Genomic DNA, 19,644 nt, shown 5'->3' on the forward strand with positions numbered 1-19,644 from the left:
GTGTGTGCTTGTTTGGGCGCCGCGGGGCCTGCTCCGTGGGCTGGCCGCGCCACGCCGGGCCAGTCTAAGGTGCCCCGGCGCGCCTTAGCTTCGTCGAAAACGACGATTGCGGGAGACGCATTCTGCACTAGTGTGGACCAGACCTACCCACGCCCCTGACTGCCATGACCCAACCCATCCCGACCTTCGAGACCCTGCGCTACGCCGTGGAAGACGGCGTAGCGACCATCACCCTGCACCGGCCCGACCAGCTCAACGCCTTTACGGGCCAGATGATGCAGGACCTGATCGCCGCCTTCGACGCCACCGATGCCGACGACAACGTGCGCGCCGTCATCGTCACGGGTGCCGGCCGCGCGTTCTGCGCGGGCGCGGACCTGTCGGGCGGCAGTTCCACCTTCGATTTCGAGAAGCGCTATGGCGCGAAGCCCGACACGGCTCACCGCGACGGCGGCGGCCGCGTGTCGCTGCGCATCTTCCGCAGCCTCAAGCCGGTCATCGGCGCGGTGAACGGCGCGGCGGTCGGCGTTGGCGTGACCATGCAGTTGCCGATGGACATCCGGCTGGCGTCCACCGATGCCAAGTTTGGCTTCGTGTTCGCGCGGCGCGGCATTACGCCGGAAGCCGCGTCTTCGTGGTTCCTGTCGCGCGTGGTCGGCATCTCGACCGCACTCGAGTGGTGTTACACCGGCCGCGTGTTCTCGGCGCAGGAAGCGTTCGAGCGCGGCCTGGTGCGCTCGCTCCATGCGCCCGACGACCTGTTGCCTGCCGCACGCGCCATTGCGCGGGAGATCGCCGATAACGCGGCGCCGGTGTCCGTGGCCATCTCGCGTCAACTGATCTGGCGCATGGCCGGCGCCAGCCACCCGATGGAGGCGCACAAGCTCGACAGCCGGGCGATCCAGTCGCGCGGCCGTTCGGCCGACGTCAAGGAAGGCGTCAGCGCGTTCCTGGAAAAGCGCCCCGCCGCCTTCCCCGATCGCGTTTCGGAAGACATGCCGGACTTCTTCGAATGGGGCAACGAGCCGCCGTTCGCCTGAGGAGAAGCCAACATGAAAGTCAGCCAGGCGGTCGACAGCCGCAAATCCGTGCGTGGTTTCCTGCCGAAGCCCGTTGATGCCGATACCATCCGCCGCGTGCTGAACACCGCGGCACGCACGCCCTCGGGCGGCAACCTGCAGCCGTGGCACCTCCACGTGGTGGGCGGCGAAGAGATGGATCGGCTCAAAGGCATCATGCGCCAGCGCGTGGCGGAAGCGCCCGGCGGCGAAGACCGCGAGTACGCCATTTATCCGCGCGAGCTGGACTCGCCGTACCGCGACCGCCGCTTCGAAGTGGGCGAGGCGCTATACCGCTGCCTGGATATCCCGCGAGAAGACAAGCGCGGGCGCCTGGCGCAGTTCGCCAACAACTTTGCCTTCTTCGGCGCGCCGCTGGCGCTATTCTGCAGCGTTGACCGGCGCATGGGGCCGCCGCAATGGTCCGATCTGGGCATGTACCTGCAGACGGTGATGCTGTTGCTGCGCGAGGAAGGCCTGGACAGCTGCGCGCAGGAATGCTGGGCGATCTATCCGCAGACTCTCGGCAACTTCCTGTCGCTGCCACCCGAGCGGATGCTTTTCTCGGGCATGGCGATCGGCTACGAAGATCCTGAAGCACGCGCCAACCAGTTGCGCACGCCACGCGCGCCGCTGGAGGCGTTCACCGAGTTCATGGGTATCTGAGCAGGTAGCAAGGCGCGCCGGTGCGGCGCGCCTTTTTTCACAGCAGCCCGAGCTGCCTGGCGATAGCCACTGCCTGCGTGCGGTTGCTGGCGTGCAGCTTGGCGCTGATATTGCGCAGGTGCGTGCGCACGGTGGTTTCCGACACGAACAGCCGTTGCGCCATGGCGACGTTGGAAAAGCCTTCGGCCAGCAGTTGCAGCACCTTCTGCTCCTTAGGCGTCAGCGGTTCCACGAGCGGCGCCGGCGCAGGCTGGTTCGCCGGCGCCGCGTCCGGTCCCATGCCACACGCGTCGAGCAGCTTTTCCACATACGCCGACGGCAGGTTGCCGCCTTGTCTCGAACAGGCCTGCGCCACCAGGCGGCGCACTTCGTCACCCTCGTCGGCAAAAATGCGGACAAAGCCTTCCGCCGCGCCGAAGCGCAAGGCTTCACTCATGACCACGAGCGCCTGCGCGCCGTCACCCGTGCGCTGGTACGCCTGCGCCAGCAGGATGCGCAGCTTCAGCGCGCGCCGCATCAGCTGGTTGGACACCGCCGCCGCCAGTTCGCGCTCCAGCGCTTCACGCACCTGCGCAGTCGGCTCGACATGCAAGGCCAGCCGCAGGCGGCCGACGGTGATGTCTTCAACATCGCTGGCAAAGGAGCTGACGCCTGGCCGAGTGCGCCACAGCGCAGGGTCGGCGGCGCGCTGCAGGGCTTCCTCGGCGGCATGCCGGTTGCCCTGGCGCAAGGCCAGGCGCGCGCGTTCGAGCATCGCGGCCATGACCAGGCGCGTCAGCCCACGATGGTGCCCGAGGTGCTCCAGCGCGGCCAGCCATTCATGGGCCTGATCGACTTCGCCGCGCTCGAACGCAATGCGCGCGAGCACCAGATGTCCGGTGATGATCTGGTCCGGCAGGCCCAGGTCTCGCGATAGCGGCAGATAGACATTGAGCAGCCGGCCGGCGCGGTCGGAATCGCCACTCTCATAGAGTCCTTCGGCCAGCAGGATGCAGGCCATGGCGTTGCCGTTGGTTGGCCCGAACCGGTTCGGCAGCATGGTGCGCGCGGCAATGCGGAAGCGTCCCAGCGCCTGCTGCAGCCGACCCTGGCGCAGATCGATCAGCCCTTCGACCGACTCCGAGAAGATCTTGTTGAAGTTGCTATCCGAGCCGCGCACGGCCTGGCGCGCGACGGCCAGAAGACGGCGCGCCTCTGCGTAGTCGCCACTGACCGCCGCCAGCCGACCCATCGACGTGGCGAGAATGGCATCGGGAAACGCGTAGCCCATCGGCAGCGGCGGCAGCTCATTGCGCGCAAAGGCACGGGCGTCGTCGAAGCGATCCATCATATTGAGCAGCATGTGGCGCAACGCGCGCACATGCGCCAGCAGTTCACCGGCCGCCCCTTCGGTGGATGCGGCCTGCAGCAAGGCAATGGCCTCCGCCGGCCCGCGCGTGAACGACACCGCCCACGCGCGCGCGATCTGCAGCTTCGGCCAGCGCGCCAGTTCGTCGGGCGGCACCACCTCCAGCCAGCGCGTCAGCAGCCGCATGCGGCCCTGCGCCAGCAGTTCGCCCGCGGCGCTGTCCAGCAGCTGCAGCGCATGGGCCACGGCCCCGGCGGCAAACGCGTGTTCGATGGCCGGCACCGGACGTCCCTGGCCTTCATACCAACGCGACGCCGCCATGTGCAGTTCGGGCACGGCCTGCGGCATCGTCTGCGCGAGCTGTCCGCGCAGGAAGCTGGAAAACAGGCTGTGATAGCGATACCACTGCTGGGGCTGCTCGCCCGTGCCGCGCTCGCCATAGCGCTCGCTTTCCAGCGGCAGCACGAACAGGTTGGCACGCTCGAGCCAGGCCAGGATGTCCGCGCTGTTGCCGGCCGGCGCTTCCCCTTCGACGGACGCCGGGGGTTGCGGGCCGGCCTGGTACAACGCGTCGCACAGCGGTCCGCACAACTGGTCGAGGATCGACGTGCGCAACAGGAAATCGCGCACCGGCTCGGGCAGGTGGTGAAAGACGTCCTCGACGAGGTAATCGGCAATGGCCGCGTTCGAGCCCGAGAAACCCGCGATAAAGGTCTCGGGCTGCGCGCGCCGCTCCATGGATACCGAGGCCAGCCACAGCGCCGTGGGCCACCCTTCGGTGCGCCGGTGAAGCGCGCTGATGGCGGCTTGCTCAAGCTTCAGGCCACGCGCCTGGCGCAGGAACGCTTCGGTTTCCACGGCGCTGAAGCGTAGTTGCGCGGGTTCGATCTCGAGCAGTTCGCCGCGCGCGCGCAGACGGCCAAGGCCGGTCTCGGGCACCCAGCGCGTGCCAACCACGACGCGCGCGCCCGGAGGCAGGCTTTCGACGAGTTGCCAGACCAGCCCGACCACGGCCGGGTTCTGGAGCGCTTCGAAGTCGTCCAGGAACAGCGTGAAGGCGCCAGCATGCCGCGCCACGCGGTCCATCAGCGCGAGCGCCTGCTCGCCGGCATCCACGCCGGCATGATCGGCGGGACGCTTCGATCCACCTTCCAGCACCTGCGAGAGCGCCACCTCGAGCGAACCGATGAAACGCGTGGCGTCATTGTCGGCACGGTCCAGCGTCAGCCAGACCGTCGGCACGCCGGTCGATTCCAGCCGCGCCCGGCATTGCAGCATGGCCGTGGTCTTGCCGAAGCCTGCCGGCGCACGCACCAGCACGAGCCGCACGAAGCCGGCCGCGCAGACGGTGTCGCAGATGGCCGATCGCTCGACCTGGTAAGGGGTCAGCAGGGGCGGCCGCAGTTTCGCGACCAGGGTGCCAGTGCCCGTGCCCGGCGCCGGGCGCGGGGCAGTGTCCTCTTTGCTCGCCATTGGCTAGTTTGTGCTCCGCATCCGGGTTCAGCCTTGCCCTGTGTACTGCAGGCCGGCCGGTGTGATGGCGCGGCCGTGCCTGGGAATGAACAGGGAATTATGGCGTAAACCGACCCGGGCGTCGGCAAGCGAGACCGCGACGGGACATCGCGGCGCCGGTCGGCCTCAAACCAGCTTGTTGCCGTGGCCGGCCCAGTAGCGGTCGCGCAGCACCCGCTTGAGCAGCTTGCCGGTCGGCAGGCGCGGCAGTTCGGCGGCGAAATCCACGGTGCGCGGACACTTGATGCCGGAGAGGTTCTCGCGGCAGAACGCGATCAGCTCGGCGGCCAGTTCCGGCCCTGCCTCCGCCATGCTGGCGGGCTGCACCACGGCCTTGACTTCTTCGCCGAAATCTTCGTTCGGCACGCCGATCACGGCCACGTCCATGACCTTCGGATGGGTCATCAGCAGGTTCTCGGCCTCCTGCGGATAGATGTTCACGCCGCCGGAGATGATCATGTTGGCCTTGCGGTCGGTCAGGTAGAGGTAGCCGTCCTCGTCCACGTAGCCGATATCGCCGATGGTGCTCCAGCCCGCGTGTTCTGGATGGCGCGACTCCTCGGTCTTGGCCGGATCGTTGTGGTACACGAACTGGCGTCCCTCGGCGAAATAGATGGTCCCGGGCTGCCCCGCCGGCATCAGCGAGCCGTCCGCATCGCAGATGCGCAGCTTGCCGATCATGGCGCGACCGACCGTGCCCTTGCGCTGCAGCCATTCGGGCGAGCTGACCACCGTCACGCCATTGCCCTCGGTGCCGGCGTAGTACTCCCACACGACCGGCCCCCACCATTCGATCATCTGCTCCTTGACCTGCACCGGACACGGCGCCGCGGCGTGGATGGCCACGCGCAGCGACGACACGTCATAGGCGCCACGCGTGTCCGCCGGCAGCTTCAGCATGCGCGAGAACATGGTCGGCACCACCTGCGTATGCGTGATGCCATGCTCCTGCACGAGCCGCAGGAACTGCTCCGCATCGAAATGCTCCATCACCACCGAGGTGCCGCCCAGCGCCTGCACCGACATGTTGTAGCGCAGCGGCGCGGCATGGTACAGCGGCGCCGGCGACAGGTAATGCATGTCGGGCCCAAAGCCATACAGCTTCTCGGTGAGCGTGGTCAGCGACGTCGGGGTGTCGATGTCCGGGCTGCCCGGTGGCGCGTAGACGCCCTTCGGACGCCCGGTGGTGCCCGAGGAATACAACATGTCGCCGCCCGTGGTTTCGTCCTCGATGCGTTGGGCCGGATACTGTGCCAGCGTGGTTTCGTACGATGTGTAGCCCGGCAAGGTGCCGTTCAGCATCAGATAGCCCTTCAGGCCCGGGACCTGTTCCGCCAACGCGGCGGCCACTTCCGCTTGCGCGTGCGAAGTGATCAGCATCTGCGCGCCGCTGTCGCGGATGATGTAGGCGGCATCCGCCACGTTCAGGCGCGTGCTCAGGCAGATGAAGGTGATGCCGCTGCGCTGCGCCCCCCAGCACAGCTCGAACAGCCGCGGATGGTTTTCGATCAGGAAGGCCACCCGGTCGCCCGGTTGCAGGCCATGGTCGCGATAGAGTCGGGCCACCTGGTTGGAGCGCTCGTCCAGCTCGCGGTACGTCACCACGGTGCCGTTGTCCATGATGACGGCCGGCTTGTCTGGGGTGCGCTGCGCGTGGACATACGGGTGCATGGTGGTCTCCTGGAATTCGAATGGGTACCGCCGCGTCGCCGGCGGTTGTGCTGGGAGCATTCTCATGAGCCCGGCCAGACTCGGGCATCGTCGGAAACGACGAACGGGACGGGGCCCGCAATGCCGCAGTGCGGCAAGAGCAGGCCCCGGGGCTTCGTCCGATGCGACGATGCGCACGCGACAAGCTTGCGCCGAAGATGGCCGTCGCAGCATGTCATTGCGTCATGGCAACTCCCCTTCCCATTCCCATTCCGAGCCCATCCCTTGCCAAAAGGAGCCGCGGTGGATTTCCAGTTCAGCGAAGAACAATCAATGCTGCGCGACACGCTCGCGCGCTACCTGGCCGATCACTATGACTTCGAAGCACGGCGCGCCGCCGTCCGCACGGACGCCGGGTGGCGCGCTGACTGCTGGCGCGCCTTCGCGCGCGAGCTAGGCATCCTTGGCGCCGGATTTCCCGAGGCGTTGGGCGGCCTGGGCGGCGGCGCGGCCGAACACTTGATCGTCATGGAACAATTCGGTCGGCACCTGGTGCTGGAACCGTACCTGTCGACCGTCGTGCTGGGCGGCGGTGCCCTGCTGCAAGGCAGCAAGGCACTGGCGGAACAATGGGTACCGGCCATCATCGGCGGAGAAGCCCTGGTGGGCTGGGCTCACGCCGAGCCAGCCAGCCGCTACTGCCGGCACGACGTGCAGGCCAGCGCGGTCGCCGACAGTGCCGGCTACGTACTCGATGGCCACAAGTGCGTGGTGGCGGGCGCGCCGTTCGCCACGCACTTCGTCGTCAGTGCCCGCACCGGTGGCGCACGGCGCAACACCGATGGCATCAGCCTGTTCTGGGTGCCGCGCGATACGCCGGGCGTGACGCTGCGCGAGTACCCGACCATCGACGGCAACCGCGCCGCCGACGTGCGATTCGACCAGGTCCGCGTGCCGTTCAGTCACCTGATCGGCACCGAAGGCCAGGCGCTGCCGCTGATCGAGCAACTGAGCGACGCCGCGCTCATGGCGCTGAGCGCGGAAGCCAATGGCGCGATGGCCCGCATGCTGGCGGACACGATCGACTATGCCCGTCAGCGCAAGCAGTTCGGCGTCGCCATCGGCAGCTTCCAGGTGCTGCAGCACCGCATGGCCGACATGGCGATGCAGCTCGAACAGTCCGTGGCGCTGACCCAGGTCGCGGCCATGCAGGCCACGGCGCCGTGGCGCGAACGCGCGCTGGCAGCCTGCGCGGCGAAGGCGCAGGCCGGGCAGGCCGGCCGCTTCATCGGCCAGGCCGCGGTGCAGATCCACGGCGGCATGGGCGTGACCGATGAGCTGGCGGTGGGCCACTACTTCAAGCGCGTGACGGCCATCGACCTGCAGTTCGGTTCGGCCGAGCACCACCTGGGCCGCTACGCCGACCTGCTCTATCCCGCGGCAGCCTGAGGCTGCGCTACCCAACCCCAAGCATCCTTCCGTCCTTCAGCGAGGCCCGCCGATGCATCTCGAGTTCTCCAAGCAAGACCTGCAGTTCCGCGACGAAGTGCGCGCCTGGATTGGCGAGGCGTTCGATCCCGAATTGCGCGCCATGATGGCGCAAACCAAGAACGGCTACCTGGACAAGGCCGGCCAGGTGCGCTGGCAAAAGGCGCTGCACGCGCGCGGCTGGGCCGCGCCCAACTGGCCAGAGGCCTACGGCGGCCCGGGCTGGACGCCGACGCAGCGCCACATCTTCCAGTCGGAGCTGGCCGCGGCCGGCTGCCCGCCGGTGTCGCCGATGGGCCTGAAGATGGTCGCGCCCGTCATCATGAAATACGGCACCGACGCGCAGAAGGCGCGCTTTCTGCCGCCCATCCTGAAGTCCGATGTGTGGTGGTGCCAGGGCTACTCCGAGCCCAATTCCGGCTCCGACCTGGCGTCGCTGCAGATGCGCGCGGACCTTGCGACCGACAGCGAAGGCGCCCACTACGTGCTCAACGGCTCCAAGATCTGGACCACGCATGCGCAATGGGCCGACTGGATGTTCTGCCTGGTGCGCACCAGCCGCGACGCGCGGCGCCAGGAGGGCATCTCGTTCGTGCTGGTCGACATGCGCACGCCGGGTATCACGGTTGCCCCGCTACCCACGCTGGATGGCCCGATGCCCGGGCAGCAGGAAGTCAACCAGGTGTTCTTCGATAACGTGCGTGTGCCGGTCGAGAACCGCATCGGCGAAGAGGGCATGGGCTGGACCTACGCCAAGTACCTGCTCGAGTTCGAGCGCGGCGGCACCTATGGCCCGACTCTGGGCAAGCAGTTGGCAAAAGTCGCCGCGATCGCCGCCGACCAGCCCGGCGATGATGGCCGCCCGCTGCTCGCAGACGCCGGCTTTCGCCGCAAGCTGGCCCAGCTTCACCTGCGGGCGGCCGGACTGCAGGCGGTGGAACTGAAGCTGTTCAGCGGCGTGGAATCGGGCAAATCGATCGGCGCGGCGTCCAGCATGCTCAAGCTGCTGGGGACGGAGGCCATGCAGGCCATCAGCGAACTGGCCGTGGAAGCAGCCGGTCCGGCAGCGCTGCCCTTCGTGCAGGACACCTGGGCCGAGATCCAGGGCCGCGAGGCCCCGCCGCGCGTCGGGCCCGAGTATGCGGCCGTGCTGGCGCCGCGCTATTTCAATTACCGCAAGGCTTCGATTTACGGTGGATCCAATGAGATCCAGCGCAATATCATCGCCAAGCTGATGCTCGGGCTCTAGCGCCATCCGAGCCTTGACACGGACAGAAGCCCGCCGAAGCGGGCTTCTGTCTTTCCAAGCCCCGGTTCCCGTCTACCCGACGCCTCCTTGTCTCCTTGTTGCATGAATGGCTTGACGCGCAGCTTTTTTCGCGCATAAACTTTTATGAACAATACGTTCATTTATGAATATGTGCCGGCAGCTTCAGATTTTGCGGAATCCGCGCTGGCGCCCCCATCACTGGCAGACAAGAGGCAGACCACATGACTTCACTGAAGATCGGCATCAACGGCGCCGGCATCGGCGGCCTTGCGGCAGCGATTGCGCTGCGCAAGCTCGGCATGGACGTGACCGTGTACGAACAGGCCGCCCGCTTCGCGCGGGTCGGCGCCGACATCAACCTCACACCTAACGCCGTGCGCGCGCTTGACGGGCTTGGCGTCGGCGATGCGTTGCGCGAAACCGCCGCGCGCCCGACCCACCGCATCAGCCGTACCTGGGACACGGGCGAGGAAACCTCGCGCCTGCCCATGTCCGACGAGGCCGAGCAGCGCTATGGCGCGCCGCAACTGACCATGCACCGCGCCGATCTGATGAGCGCGCTGGAAAGCGCGCTACCGGCCGCCCATGTCCGGCTCGGCCACAAGGCTGTGGCGATCGATCGCAATGGCGGTGGCATCACCGTGCGCTTTGCCGATGGCAGTGAAGACAACGTGGACGTGCTGGTCGGTGCGGACGGCATCCATTCGATGGTGCGCACCGCCCTGTTCGGCCAGGAAAGCCCGATCTTCACCGGCGTCGTGGCGTACCGCGCGGTGGTGCCGGCCGCGCGCCTGGCGGGCGTGCCCAACCTCAACGCCTTCACCAAGTGGTGGGGCACGGATCCGGCCTCGCAGATCGTCACCTTCCCGCTCAACCGCGGACGCGACATCTTTGTCTTTGCCACCGTGGCGCAGGACAGCTGGCGCCATGAGTCATGGACCACGCCGGGCCGCGTGGAAGACCTGCGCAGCGCCTACGCGGGTTTCCACCCCGAAGCACGCGCCTTGCTGAATGCCTGCGATGACGTGCTGATCTCCGCCCTGTACGTGCGCGATCCGCTGCCGTCGTGGTCGGACGGCCACGTCACGCTGATGGGCGATGCGTGCCACCCGATGATGCCGTTCATGGCGCAAGGCGCGGGCATGGCGATCGAGGACGGCGTAGTGCTGGCGCGCTGCCTGGCCGACGCCGCGGGCGACGGCTATGCCGCCGTGCCGGCCGCGCTGGCGCGCTACCAGCGCGCGCGCCATGAGCGCACCAGCCGCATCCAGATCGGCTCGCGCAGCAATGCCTGGCTCAAGGAGGGTGGCAATGCCGACTGGGTGTACGATTACGACGCCTGGAACGTTGCGCTGGGATAAGCGATAAGCGATAAGCGATAAGCGGTAAGCGCAACATGCCGACTGCGTGTTCCAGCATTGCCAGCAGTTTTCACGGCCGCGCCTGCGCGGCCGTTTGCCTTTCCCGATAACCATGCCCAAGCCACCAAGCCCCGACACCGACGACATTGCCGACACCGACGACGCCAAAGACCCGCAACTGGTCTCCCCCGTCATTCGCGGCCTGCGGCTATTGCGCTTCATTGCCGAAGGCGGCTCGACCGCCAACCTCAGCGAGGTCGGCCGGCGCATCGACGTAAATCGCGTCACGGTGATGCGGCTGCTCGCCACGCTCGAACATGAAGGCATGCTCCAACGGCTGCCCCAGGGGGGACACGAGATCGGCTTCGGCTTCCTGAAGCTGTCCGCGCGCGTGCTGGCGGCCAATGACCTGACGACGTTTGCGCGGCGCGTGCTGGCGCGCCTGAGCGCTTCGCTGCAGCTGTCGGCCTATCTGGTCGTGCGCGATGGCGGCCATGCGCTCTACCTGCTGCGCGATATGCCCAATACCTCGCTGGTCAGCAATATCCAGGTCGGCAGCCGCGTGGCCGCGCACCTGACCACGCCCGGCCGCATGCTGATCGCGGATCTGCCGCCGGAGGCACTGCGCGCCATGCTCGGGGATGATCCGCTGCCAACCGTGACGGGCCAGAGTCCGGCCACGCATGCACGCCTGGCCGAAATCCTGGGCGCCGACCGCGAACGCGGCTGCGCGTGGAGCTTCTCCGCCTATGAAGCCGGCATCGATTCCTGCGCCGCACCGGTGCGCGACGCGAGTGGCGAGGTGATTGCCGCCATCAGCGTGGCCGGTCCGCAGCAGCGCTTCGAGGCCGACGGCACATTGCGCGAACGCGTGGAGCGTGAGGTCAAGACCGCGGCACGCGACCTGTCCGCCCTGCTCGGCGACCGCACCGGAAGCAGCCGGACGCGGTAGCACGGCCCGCCGTTATTCGGGCTTGATGCCGTATTCGTGGATCAGCTTGGCCCAGGCGGCCGTTTCCTTGCGGATGCGGGCAGCCAGTGCTTCCGGCGTGCTGGCCAGAGGCTCCATGCCCTGGCGCTGAAGTTCCTTCCGCACCTCTGCGCTGCCCAGCAACGACCGCACTTCGGCGGCCAGCCCGTCGGCGGCTGCCGCCGGCGTGGCGCGCGGCACCAGCAACGCATACCAGGAACTGACGTCGATGCCGGTCACCCCCTGCTCGGCCAGCGACGGCACGCCTGGTGCCGCCGGGGAACGTTTCGACTGCGTCACCGCCAGCGCGCGCAGCTTGCCCGACTGGATAAACGGCGCCAGCGTCGGCCACGTGCCCAGCAGCAGCGGCACCTGGCCACCCACCACATCGTTGAGGGCCTGCGTCGTGCCCTTGTACGGTACGTGCAGCAGCGTCACATCGGCCTTGTGCCGGAACAGTTCTCCGGCCAGGTGCAGGCCGCTGCCAACCCCGGGACTGGCATAGCCAAGCGGCGTCCCGGCTTGCGCGGACTGCCGCGCGAGCCGGATCAGCTCCTGCACGGAGTTCGCCTTGACCGACGGATGCACGGCCAGCACGTTGGGCGAACCGGCCAGCAGCGATACCGGCCGGAAATCGCGCTCAACCTGGTACGACAGCGCGGGAAACAGCGTCGGATTGATGGTCAGGTTGCCGGCCGGCACGACCAGCAGCGTGCAGCCATCGCCCGCCGCACGGCGCACGGCGTCGATGCCGATATTGCCGTTGGCGCCGGGCTTGTTGTCGACGATGTACGGAACGTTCGCATGCCGCTGCTGCAGCCCGTGCGAAAGCGTGCGCGCCAACTGGTCGGCCGGTCCGCCGGCCGGAAACGGCACGACGATGCGCACGGTGGCGCAGGCGGCCGCGGCGTTCTGCGCCGCCAGGCCGGCCGCCACGAGCAAAGCCGCCGACACGGCGGCAAGCCAACGGCGCCGGCCTCGGACCAGGGCCCGCTCGCCAGCCTGACAGAAATGACTTCGCTGCATCGGTAGATGGTTTCAGCCCAGGCCAAACGGCCGGGGCGGTTCGGGCGGACGATAGTCGAGCAGCCGCGACAGTTCGGCGCCGGCTCCCCTGACCATTTCCACCATGTTGTCGAGTTGCGCCGGATCGATGCGCGATGCCGGAATCGTTGCGCCCAGCGCCGCAACCACCTTGCTGGTACGGTCGCGCACGGGCGCTGCAATGGTCGAGATACTGGCCTCGAAGAAGCCTTCATGCAGCACATAGCCGCGTTCGCGGTCGCGCTGCACCATGTCGTAGAGTTCCTCCACCGTGCGCGGCGTGCTTTCCGAGAACACCTCCAGCCGCGATTCGGGATACAGGGCGCGCAACTCGTCCAGCGACAGGTCTTCGAGCAGCACGCGCCCGAGCACCGTGGCATGCGCCGGAAGCCGCGTGCCCACGTTCACCGTGCTGGCAAACGGGCGCGGCGCCACGGATTTGGCCACATAGACGATGGAGCGCCCGTCGCGCACCACGAGGTTGCACGGGTAATGGATTTCGTCGCGCAGGCGGTCCAGCAGCGGGCGGCCCAGCTCGGTCAGTTCCAGCGACGCCAGGTAGTCAAAGCCCAGCCGCAGCACCGCCATGCCGAGCCGGAACTCGCGGCCGCCATCGGTGCGCTCGACAAAGCCCATCATTTCCAGCGTGGCCAGCAGGCGGAACACGGTCGAGCGCGGCACCTTCAGGCGCCGCGCCAGCTCCGCGGCCGACAGCGTGCGCTCGCGGCTGCTGAACTCTCCCAGCAACCGCAGGCCGCGCTCCAGCCCCGGCACGATGTACTTGTCCTGGGCGTCATCGGGCGGCGATTCGGTGGTCATGGTTTGTCTCTGCTATGGCGAGTGATGGCGATCTTGATGCGGTGCGGGGTGCTGCGGACGCGGCCTCCCGCCGCTCCCGCGCATCCGTAGCTGTCCCATATATCACGCCTGAGCCCCGTAGGGTACCGTTCCGTCAGACTTGCTCATTCCTGCTCAAACAGGAACAAAGCTGACTTTCTGCTTCACTGAGGCTGGTTTCGCCACCGTCTTGCGACGGCGGCCAGCGCCTTCCTCTCCACAGACTGACACCGTGGAACTCACGGCCATGATCTTTAGGTTTGTTGCGGCATTTGCGTCTCGGTCGTGGACGACCCCGCATGACGGACACGTCCACTTGCGCGCCGACAGTGGCAACGCATCGAGCTTGTGCCCACATGCCGCGTTCGAGCACGTTTTGCTGCTGGCGTAGAAGCGGTCGGCCACCACCACCTTGGCTCCGCGCATGTCCGCCTTGTACTCCAGCTGCCGCCTCAGTTCGAAGAAGCTCATGTCGGCGATGGCGCGCGCCAGGTGCCGGTTCTTCACCATGCCGCGCACGTTCAGGTCTTCAATGCCGATGGTGTGGAAGCGGCGAGTGAGATCAGTAGTGAGCTTGTGCAGGGCATCCGAGCGGATGGCGGCGATGCGGGCATGCAGCTTCGCCAGCTTTGCCTTCGCCTTGCGACGATTGGCCGATCCCTTGACCTTGCGCGACAGGCTGCGCGATAGCTTGCGCAGGCGGGCTAGCAAAGCCTTGTGCGGCTTGGGACCAGGAATCGCCTCTCCCGTCGAGAGCGTGGCCAGCGCCGACACACCCAGATCGATACCCACCGCGCCTTGGTTTTCGGCTTCGGGCAGTTGCGAACTGTCGGGTGTGTCCACGGTGATGCTGACGAACCAGCGGTCGGCCACACGGGAGACCGTGGCCGACATGATCTTGCCAGCAAAGCGCAACGTCTCGCGCATGCGCACCCAGCCGAGATTGGGGATGCGAATGCGTGAGGCGTCGATACTGAACTGATCGTTGGTGAGCGTAAAGCGGTCGTGCACGCCCTTCTTGCGGAACTGCGGATAGCGGGCGCGGCCCGCGAAGAAATTCTTGAACGCCTCGCCCAGCTGGATGATCGCCATCTGCGGCGCATTCTTGGTGACTTCCATCATCCACGGAAACTGCTCGCGCTTGATCGCGTTCAGTTGGCGTCGCAACGCCGCCTGCGACGGCTTGAGCAGCGCATTGTCCGTCTTCCACGCCTCGTACTGGCGCTTCCACTCGGCCAGCGCCCAGTTATAGGCGAAGCGCGCCGTGCCCGCGGCACGCGCCAGATACGTGGCTTGCGCGTTGTTCGGATCGAGCGCGATGCGGTGGGCAATCAGCATGACTGGGCATGCTCGACGGCCTGGCGCACGCCGTCGAGCAGTTTCTGATTCTTGCGTGAACGGCTGCCGTAGAGCCGGGCGCTGAACACCGTGATGATCTCCAGCACGTCCTTGGCCAAGTCTTCCTCGAACGTCGTGTCCTCGCCCTGGTTTAGGATCACGACTTCGACGTTCTTCGCCTCGCAGATGGCGAACATCAGTTCCGCACCGAAGCGCAGCAGCCTGTCCTTGTGGGTGATGACCAGGCGCCCGACAGCGCCCTCGATGATCGCGCCCAGCAGGCGCTTGAGGCCCTTCTTGTGGTAGTTCATGCCGGAGCCAAGGTCGCCAATCACCTCAAACGTCCAGCCCTGGCGGGCACAGTAAAGCTCCAGCACCTGCTTCTGCCGCTCAAGGTCATCCTTCTGGTCGTGGCTGGAAACGCGGGCGTAGGCCACGGTGCGTCGCGCCGGATCGGGCGTGTGGAATTGTTCGGGGCGCAGCCGCGCCAGATCGTAGCGTCGTCGCCCGCCCGCTGTGCGTTCGTCCGGAATGAGCTTGCCTTCGCGCTCCCAGCGCCTCAGCGTTTGAGCCGAGACGCCCAGAAACTCCGCAGCCTCTTGTATGCTGACCATCGTGCGTATCATGCGCAAATTGTCCACAACTGCGCAAGAACGCGCAACTAATATATCAGCAGTTGAAGCCCCGCGCTTATTTCATGTAGTCGCGCAACCAGCCCGCGCACTGCTCCCCATACTGGGCCGGCCAGCGCACCACGATGGTCTCGTCACGGCGGCGCAGTTCCACGCAGATGTCCGAGTGCGGCCCGCGCTGCACTGGCGCACGGCCGAACAGCCGGGCGAGCAGCCCGCCGCCATGGCCATTCACGGCCGGCGCACTGACGGCATGGCCGTTGTGGCCAGCGAGCGGCGCCGGCACGGCAAGCGCCGGCATGGTGGCGGGCTGCTGCGCAGCGACCGCGGCGGGTACCGCGGTCGACACCGCTTCCGCCCCTTGCGGCGACAGGCGCGCCAGCAGGTTGGCGCCGAACTCGTCCCACATGCGGTCGGCCTTGGTCTTCATCACGCTCAGGCCAAAGGTCCCGAGGCGGCCCAGCACATCGACCTGGACCGCGATGCGCATCTGCGTCGAGCCATCCTCCTGCTCTGTCAGGAAGATCTCGCTCGACTGGCGCAGGGAACTGGCGACGGATGCGTCCTCGCCGGTGCCCTCGGTGCGCAGGTAGTGCGGCGCGCGCGTCTCGACGATCTTCGTATGCAGGCGGAAGCGCGCGTTGATGAACGCGATCTTCACCGCCATGTGCGCGATGTACTCCACATCGCTGATGACCTCGATCGATTCCATGCCGGGCACGCAGGCGCCCATCACGTTCGGGTCGAGCAGCAGTTCCCACACGCGCGCCGGCGGCGCCGTGGTGACCAGGGTCTTTTCAATTTCCACGCATTTTCTCCGCGGCGGACAGGATGGATTCGACGATGCCGACGTAGCCCGTGCAGCGGCACAGGTTGCCGTTCAGGCCGTGGCGGACTTCCGCTTCCGTTGGGTTGGGGTTGTTGGCCAGCAGCGCGCACGACGTCATCAGGAAGCCCGGCGTGCAGTAGCCGCACTGCAGCCCGCCGCATTCCATGAAGCACTGCTGCAGCGGGTGCAGTTCGCCATCGGCGGCCAGGCCTTCCACGGTCATGACGTGTCGCCCGCGCACCTGCGCGGCCAGCATCAGGCACGACTTGACGGCCTCGCCGTCGACCAGCACCGTGCAGGCGCCGCAGATGCCGGTCTCGCAACCGCGCTTGGTGCCGGTCAGGTTCAGGTCGTCGCGCAGCAGGTCGGACAGCATGCGCCGCGCCGGGACTTCGACGGTGTGTTCTTCACCGTTGACGGTGACATCGATGGTGATCTTGCTCATGGCAACTCCTCAGTCCGCAGCGACGCCGAACAGCTCGGCGATGGTGCGGCGTGCGACGGTGCGCACGATGTGGCGGCGGAAGTCCTCCGAACCGCGCATATCCGAAACCGCGTTGATGTCGGCGGCTACGATGTCCGCGGCCTCGGCGGCGAGATCCGCGGTCACGGCCTTGCCGGCCAGCAGCGCCTCGGCGCGATGCAGGCGAGCCGGGATCGGCGTGGAAGCGCCGACGGCCAGCCGGGCTTCCACGCAGACATCGCCCTCGCGCCGCACCGACAGCGCCACGCTGGCGAGCGGCCGGTGTTCTGCCGCCGTGCGCAGGAAACGCGCGTAGCGCCCGTCCGCGCCCGCTGCCGGTGCGGGCAAGCGGATCTCGGTGACGATCTCGCCCGGCATCAGCGCCGTGACGTAGTAGTCAACGAGGAAATCCTCGATCGCCAGCACGCGTTCGCCAGCGGTCCCGCTCAGCACGATCTGCGCCCCAAGCGCCATCAGGCAACCTGGCGGATCGGTGGCCGGATCGGCATAGCAAAGATTGCCGCCGATGGTGCCCTGGTTGCGCACCTGCGGATTGGCCACGCGCGAGGCCATGCTGGACAGCATCGGGTAGTGCGCCTGCACGATGGGCGAACGCGCCACCTCGGCATGCAAGGTCAGTGCGCCGATGCGCAGGCCCTGACGCGGATCGAACGTGATGCCGCGCAGCGCATCAAGCTTGCCGAGATAGACCACGTGGCTCGGCGTCAGCATGCGCTGGCGCATGCCAAGCATCAGCGCGGTCCCCCCTGCGTAAGCGCGGCAGTTGTCGCCAAGGTCAACCAGCATGCGACTGGCTTCACTGACCGTCGCCGGTTCCAGGAATTCGAAATCACGCATGGGCGGCCTCCTTCTCCGTCTCATTGCGCTCGCGCAGCGCGGCCAGTACCTTCTCGGGCGTGATCGGCAGCGATTGGATGCGCACGCCAATGGCGTGATGCACCGCGTTGGCGATGGCCGCCGCGCCGGGCAGGATGGCCGTTTCGCTCGCGCCCTTGGCACCGAACGGGCCGTTGGGATCGTTGGACTCCACGAGATCCGTGCGCAGCATCGGCAGCGCATCGGCCGTGGCCATGGTGTAGTCGGCAAAGTTGCCGTTCTGCAGGCGGCCGTCTTCGTAGCGCAGTTGCTCGTAGAGCGTCCAGCCGATCGCCTGCACCGTGGCGCCGTGGGTCTGGCCGTGCACCGCGAGCGGGTTGATCGCCTTGCCGCAGTCGTCGGCGACAAAGCTGTCGATCACGGTCACGCGGCCCGTGCAGGTATCGACCTCGACCTCCACCGCCTGCGCCGCGAACGAATAGGCGGGCGCGACGTTGCCGTAGTAGTTGGCGTCGTGCATGACAGTCGGCGCGTCGTAGGTGGCGCGCACGTGGATGCCCTCGCCGCCATGGCGGAAGATATGCAGCCGCGCGATCTCGGCGAGCGTGGCGGTCTTGTCCGGCTGGCCCGGCACGCCGATGCGGCCATCGGCATACAGCAGGCTTTCCGCATCCACGCCGAACTTCTCCGCCGCCAGCGCCATCACCTTCTGCTTGGCTTCACGCGCGGCGCGCAGCACCGCGTTGCCCGAGATGATGGTCACGCGCGACGCCAGCGATCCGAGGCAGAACGGCGCGGTATCCGTATCCGGCGCCATCACGGTCACGTGCGACAGCGGAATCCCCATCTCCTGCGCGCAGATCTGGCTGAGCATGGTGTTGGCGCCCTGCCCCATGTCGCATTCGCTGGTCTGCAGCATCACGCGGCCATCTTCATTGAGCTTGAGCAGGATGGTCGAGCCGTCCCAGTTGCCCAGCGTGCGGTTGCCGCTGACATGCATCGCCGCCGCAATGCCCACGCCGCGCCGGCGCGTGCCGGTGCCGCGGGGCGCGTCGCGCTTGGCGTCCCAGCCAATGGCCTTGCGCGTCATCTCCAGGCATTCCTGCATGCCGGTGCTGCCGATCTGCCAGCCATGCACGCTGGTCTCGCCACGGCCGATGGCATTGCGCTTGTGCACCTCGATCGGGTCCATGCCGATCATCTCGGCCAGCACGGTCAGGTGGCAGTTCAGCGGGAACTGCATCTGCTGCCCGCCGAAGCCGCGGAAGGCGCCGCGCGGCGGGTTGTTGGTATAGGCCAGCACGGCGTGCGAGCGCACGTTGGTGACGCGGTGCATGTTGTCGCTGCGCATGGCGCTGACGTGCATGACATCGCCTGCCAGCCCTGAAAAGGCGCCGCACTCGGCAATGATCCGCACGTCCTTGGCCACGATCAGGCCGTCGGCCGACAGGCCCATGCGCAGCCACACCTTTGCCGGCACGCTCGCACGCGCGCCCTGGAAATCTTCGAGACGGTTGTTGACCATCCGTACTGGACGATCAAGCTTCGTTGCCAGAAATGCGCAAATCAGGCTGTTGTTTTCCTCGACGATCTTGGCGCCGAAGCCGCCGCCCGTGGTGGCCTGCACCACGCGGATGGTCGACGCAGGACGATCGAGCGCCTCCGCCAGGCGGCTGCGCGCAAGGAACACCGACTGCGTCGACGCATACACGGTCAGTCGCCCATTGCCGTCCTGCGTCGCCACCGACGCCATCGGTTCGAGGTAGCCCGGATACTGCGAGTGCATGTCGTAGGTGGCTTCGTACACCGCGGCCGCCTCGGCGAAGCCGGCTTCCACGTCACCGCGCTCGATGTGCATCGCATGGCCGATATTGCCCGTGCCGGCATGGATCTCCGGCGCGCCATCGGCCAGCGCGGCCTCGGGGCTCAGCAGCGCCGGCAACGGCTCGTACTCGACGCGGATCAGGTCCAGCGCATCGCGGGCGATTTCCTCGCTGACCGCGACCACGGCCGCGACTTCCTCGCCGACATGGCGCACCACGCCCACGGCCAGGATGCGCTGCTCCTTGCGGTGCGGCCCCCACAGGCGCGTCGGGGTATCGCGCCCGCTCACCACCAGCTTGACGCCCGGCAGCGCCTTCGCCGCCGAGGTATCGATGCTGACGATGCGCGCGTGCGGGTGCGGGCTGCGCAGCACCCTGGCGTGCAGCATGCCGGCCAGCTTGATGTCGCCGGCATACTGCGCGCGTCCCATGACCTTCTCCCGCGCGGTCACCTGCGGCGTGGATGCTCCCACGATGGACTGGCTCATGCCGGCCTCCTGCGTCTTGTCTTGCATGGT

General features: G+C 67.3%; 16 protein-coding genes. 6 read left to right on the forward strand and 10 right to left on the reverse strand.

From position 1 onward, the window contains the following. Positions 1-164: 164 nt before the first annotated feature. Complete coding sequence (locus AC3FKH_RS18620; RefSeq protein ID WP_488677311.1) at positions 165-1,040, forward strand: crotonase/enoyl-CoA hydratase family protein; 876 nt, start codon at positions 165-167, stop codon at positions 1,038-1,040. 12 nt (positions 1,041-1,052) lie between these two features. After that, positions 1,053-1,724: a nitroreductase gene (locus AC3FKH_RS18625; RefSeq protein WP_488677312.1), complete on the forward strand. Its 672-nt coding sequence runs from the start codon at positions 1,053-1,055 to the stop codon at positions 1,722-1,724. A 37-nt stretch (positions 1,725-1,761) separates the two neighbouring features. Here AC3FKH_RS18625 and AC3FKH_RS18630 read toward each other — a convergent pair whose 3' ends face one another. Both AC3FKH_RS18630 and AC3FKH_RS18635 read right to left on the reverse strand, forming a co-directional pair. Beyond that, on the reverse strand, positions 1,762-4,545 hold the full coding sequence (locus AC3FKH_RS18630; RefSeq protein ID WP_488677313.1) for a winged helix-turn-helix domain-containing protein: 2,784 nt from the start codon (positions 4,543-4,545) through the stop codon (positions 1,762-1,764). A 165-nt stretch (positions 4,546-4,710) separates the two neighbouring features. Beyond that, complete coding sequence (locus tag AC3FKH_RS18635) at positions 4,711-6,255, reverse strand: AMP-binding protein (RefSeq protein WP_488677314.1); 1,545 nt, start codon at positions 6,253-6,255, stop codon at positions 4,711-4,713. Between the two features lie 282 nt (positions 6,256-6,537). On the opposite strand from AC3FKH_RS18635, the gene AC3FKH_RS18640 reads away from it, so the two are divergent. From AC3FKH_RS18640 to AC3FKH_RS18655, 4 genes are all read left to right on the forward strand, one after another. Then, positions 6,538-7,683: an acyl-CoA dehydrogenase family protein gene (locus AC3FKH_RS18640; RefSeq protein ID WP_488677510.1), complete on the forward strand. Its 1,146-nt coding sequence runs from the start codon at positions 6,538-6,540 to the stop codon at positions 7,681-7,683. A 52-nt stretch (positions 7,684-7,735) separates the two neighbouring features. After that, positions 7,736-8,971, forward strand: a complete 1,236-nt coding sequence (locus AC3FKH_RS18645; RefSeq protein WP_488677315.1) for an acyl-CoA dehydrogenase family protein — start codon at positions 7,736-7,738, stop codon at positions 8,969-8,971. 242 nt (positions 8,972-9,213) lie between these two features. Continuing rightward, a complete protein-coding gene (locus tag AC3FKH_RS18650) occupies positions 9,214-10,353 on the forward strand; it encodes an FAD-dependent monooxygenase (protein WP_488677316.1) in 1,140 nt (379 codons plus the stop codon). Between the two features lie 112 nt (positions 10,354-10,465). Next, on the forward strand, positions 10,466-11,305 hold the full coding sequence (locus tag AC3FKH_RS18655; protein WP_488677317.1) for an IclR family transcriptional regulator: 840 nt from the start codon (positions 10,466-10,468) through the stop codon (positions 11,303-11,305). Between the two features lie 12 nt (positions 11,306-11,317). Here the strand turns inward: AC3FKH_RS18655 and AC3FKH_RS18660 are convergent, their stop codons facing one another. The 8 genes from AC3FKH_RS18660 to AC3FKH_RS18695 form a co-directional block, all read right to left on the reverse strand. Next, positions 11,318-12,349 carry a tripartite tricarboxylate transporter substrate binding protein gene (locus tag AC3FKH_RS18660; protein ID WP_488677318.1) on the reverse strand — a complete coding sequence of 344 codons (1,032 nt, stop codon included), beginning with the start codon at positions 12,347-12,349 and terminating at the stop codon, positions 11,318-11,320. Positions 12,350-12,361: 12 nt separating this feature from the next. Continuing rightward, positions 12,362-13,186, reverse strand: coding sequence for an IclR family transcriptional regulator (locus AC3FKH_RS18665; RefSeq protein ID WP_488677319.1), 825 nt, complete (start codon positions 13,184-13,186; stop codon positions 12,362-12,364). 153 nt (positions 13,187-13,339) lie between these two features. Next, a complete protein-coding gene (locus tag AC3FKH_RS18670) occupies positions 13,340-14,542 on the reverse strand; it encodes an RNA-guided endonuclease InsQ/TnpB family protein (RefSeq protein WP_488677320.1) in 1,203 nt (400 codons plus the stop codon). Then, entirely contained in the window at positions 14,536-15,165 is a 630-nt protein-coding gene (locus AC3FKH_RS18675) for an IS607 family transposase (protein ID WP_488677511.1), read from the reverse strand. The genes AC3FKH_RS18670 and AC3FKH_RS18675 overlap by 7 nt, the downstream gene beginning before the upstream one ends. A gap of 67 nt (positions 15,166-15,232) precedes the next feature. Continuing rightward, positions 15,233-15,982 carry an SRPBCC family protein gene (locus tag AC3FKH_RS18680; RefSeq protein WP_488677321.1) on the reverse strand — a complete coding sequence of 250 codons (750 nt, stop codon included), beginning with the start codon at positions 15,980-15,982 and terminating at the stop codon, positions 15,233-15,235. Then, positions 15,972-16,448, reverse strand: a complete 477-nt coding sequence (locus AC3FKH_RS18685) for a (2Fe-2S)-binding protein (protein WP_488677322.1) — start codon at positions 16,446-16,448, stop codon at positions 15,972-15,974. The genes AC3FKH_RS18680 and AC3FKH_RS18685 overlap by 11 nt, the downstream gene beginning before the upstream one ends. A gap of 9 nt (positions 16,449-16,457) precedes the next feature. Beyond that, entirely contained in the window at positions 16,458-17,324 is an 867-nt protein-coding gene (locus AC3FKH_RS18690) for an FAD binding domain-containing protein (protein ID WP_488677323.1), read from the reverse strand. Then, a complete protein-coding gene (locus AC3FKH_RS18695; protein ID WP_488677324.1) occupies positions 17,317-19,641 on the reverse strand; it encodes a xanthine dehydrogenase family protein molybdopterin-binding subunit in 2,325 nt (774 codons plus the stop codon). The genes AC3FKH_RS18690 and AC3FKH_RS18695 overlap by 8 nt, the downstream gene beginning before the upstream one ends. Between the last annotated feature and the right edge of the window lie 3 nt (positions 19,642-19,644).

The sequence above is a fragment of the Cupriavidus sp. 21MJTG02-4 genome, from assembly GCF_057798975.1.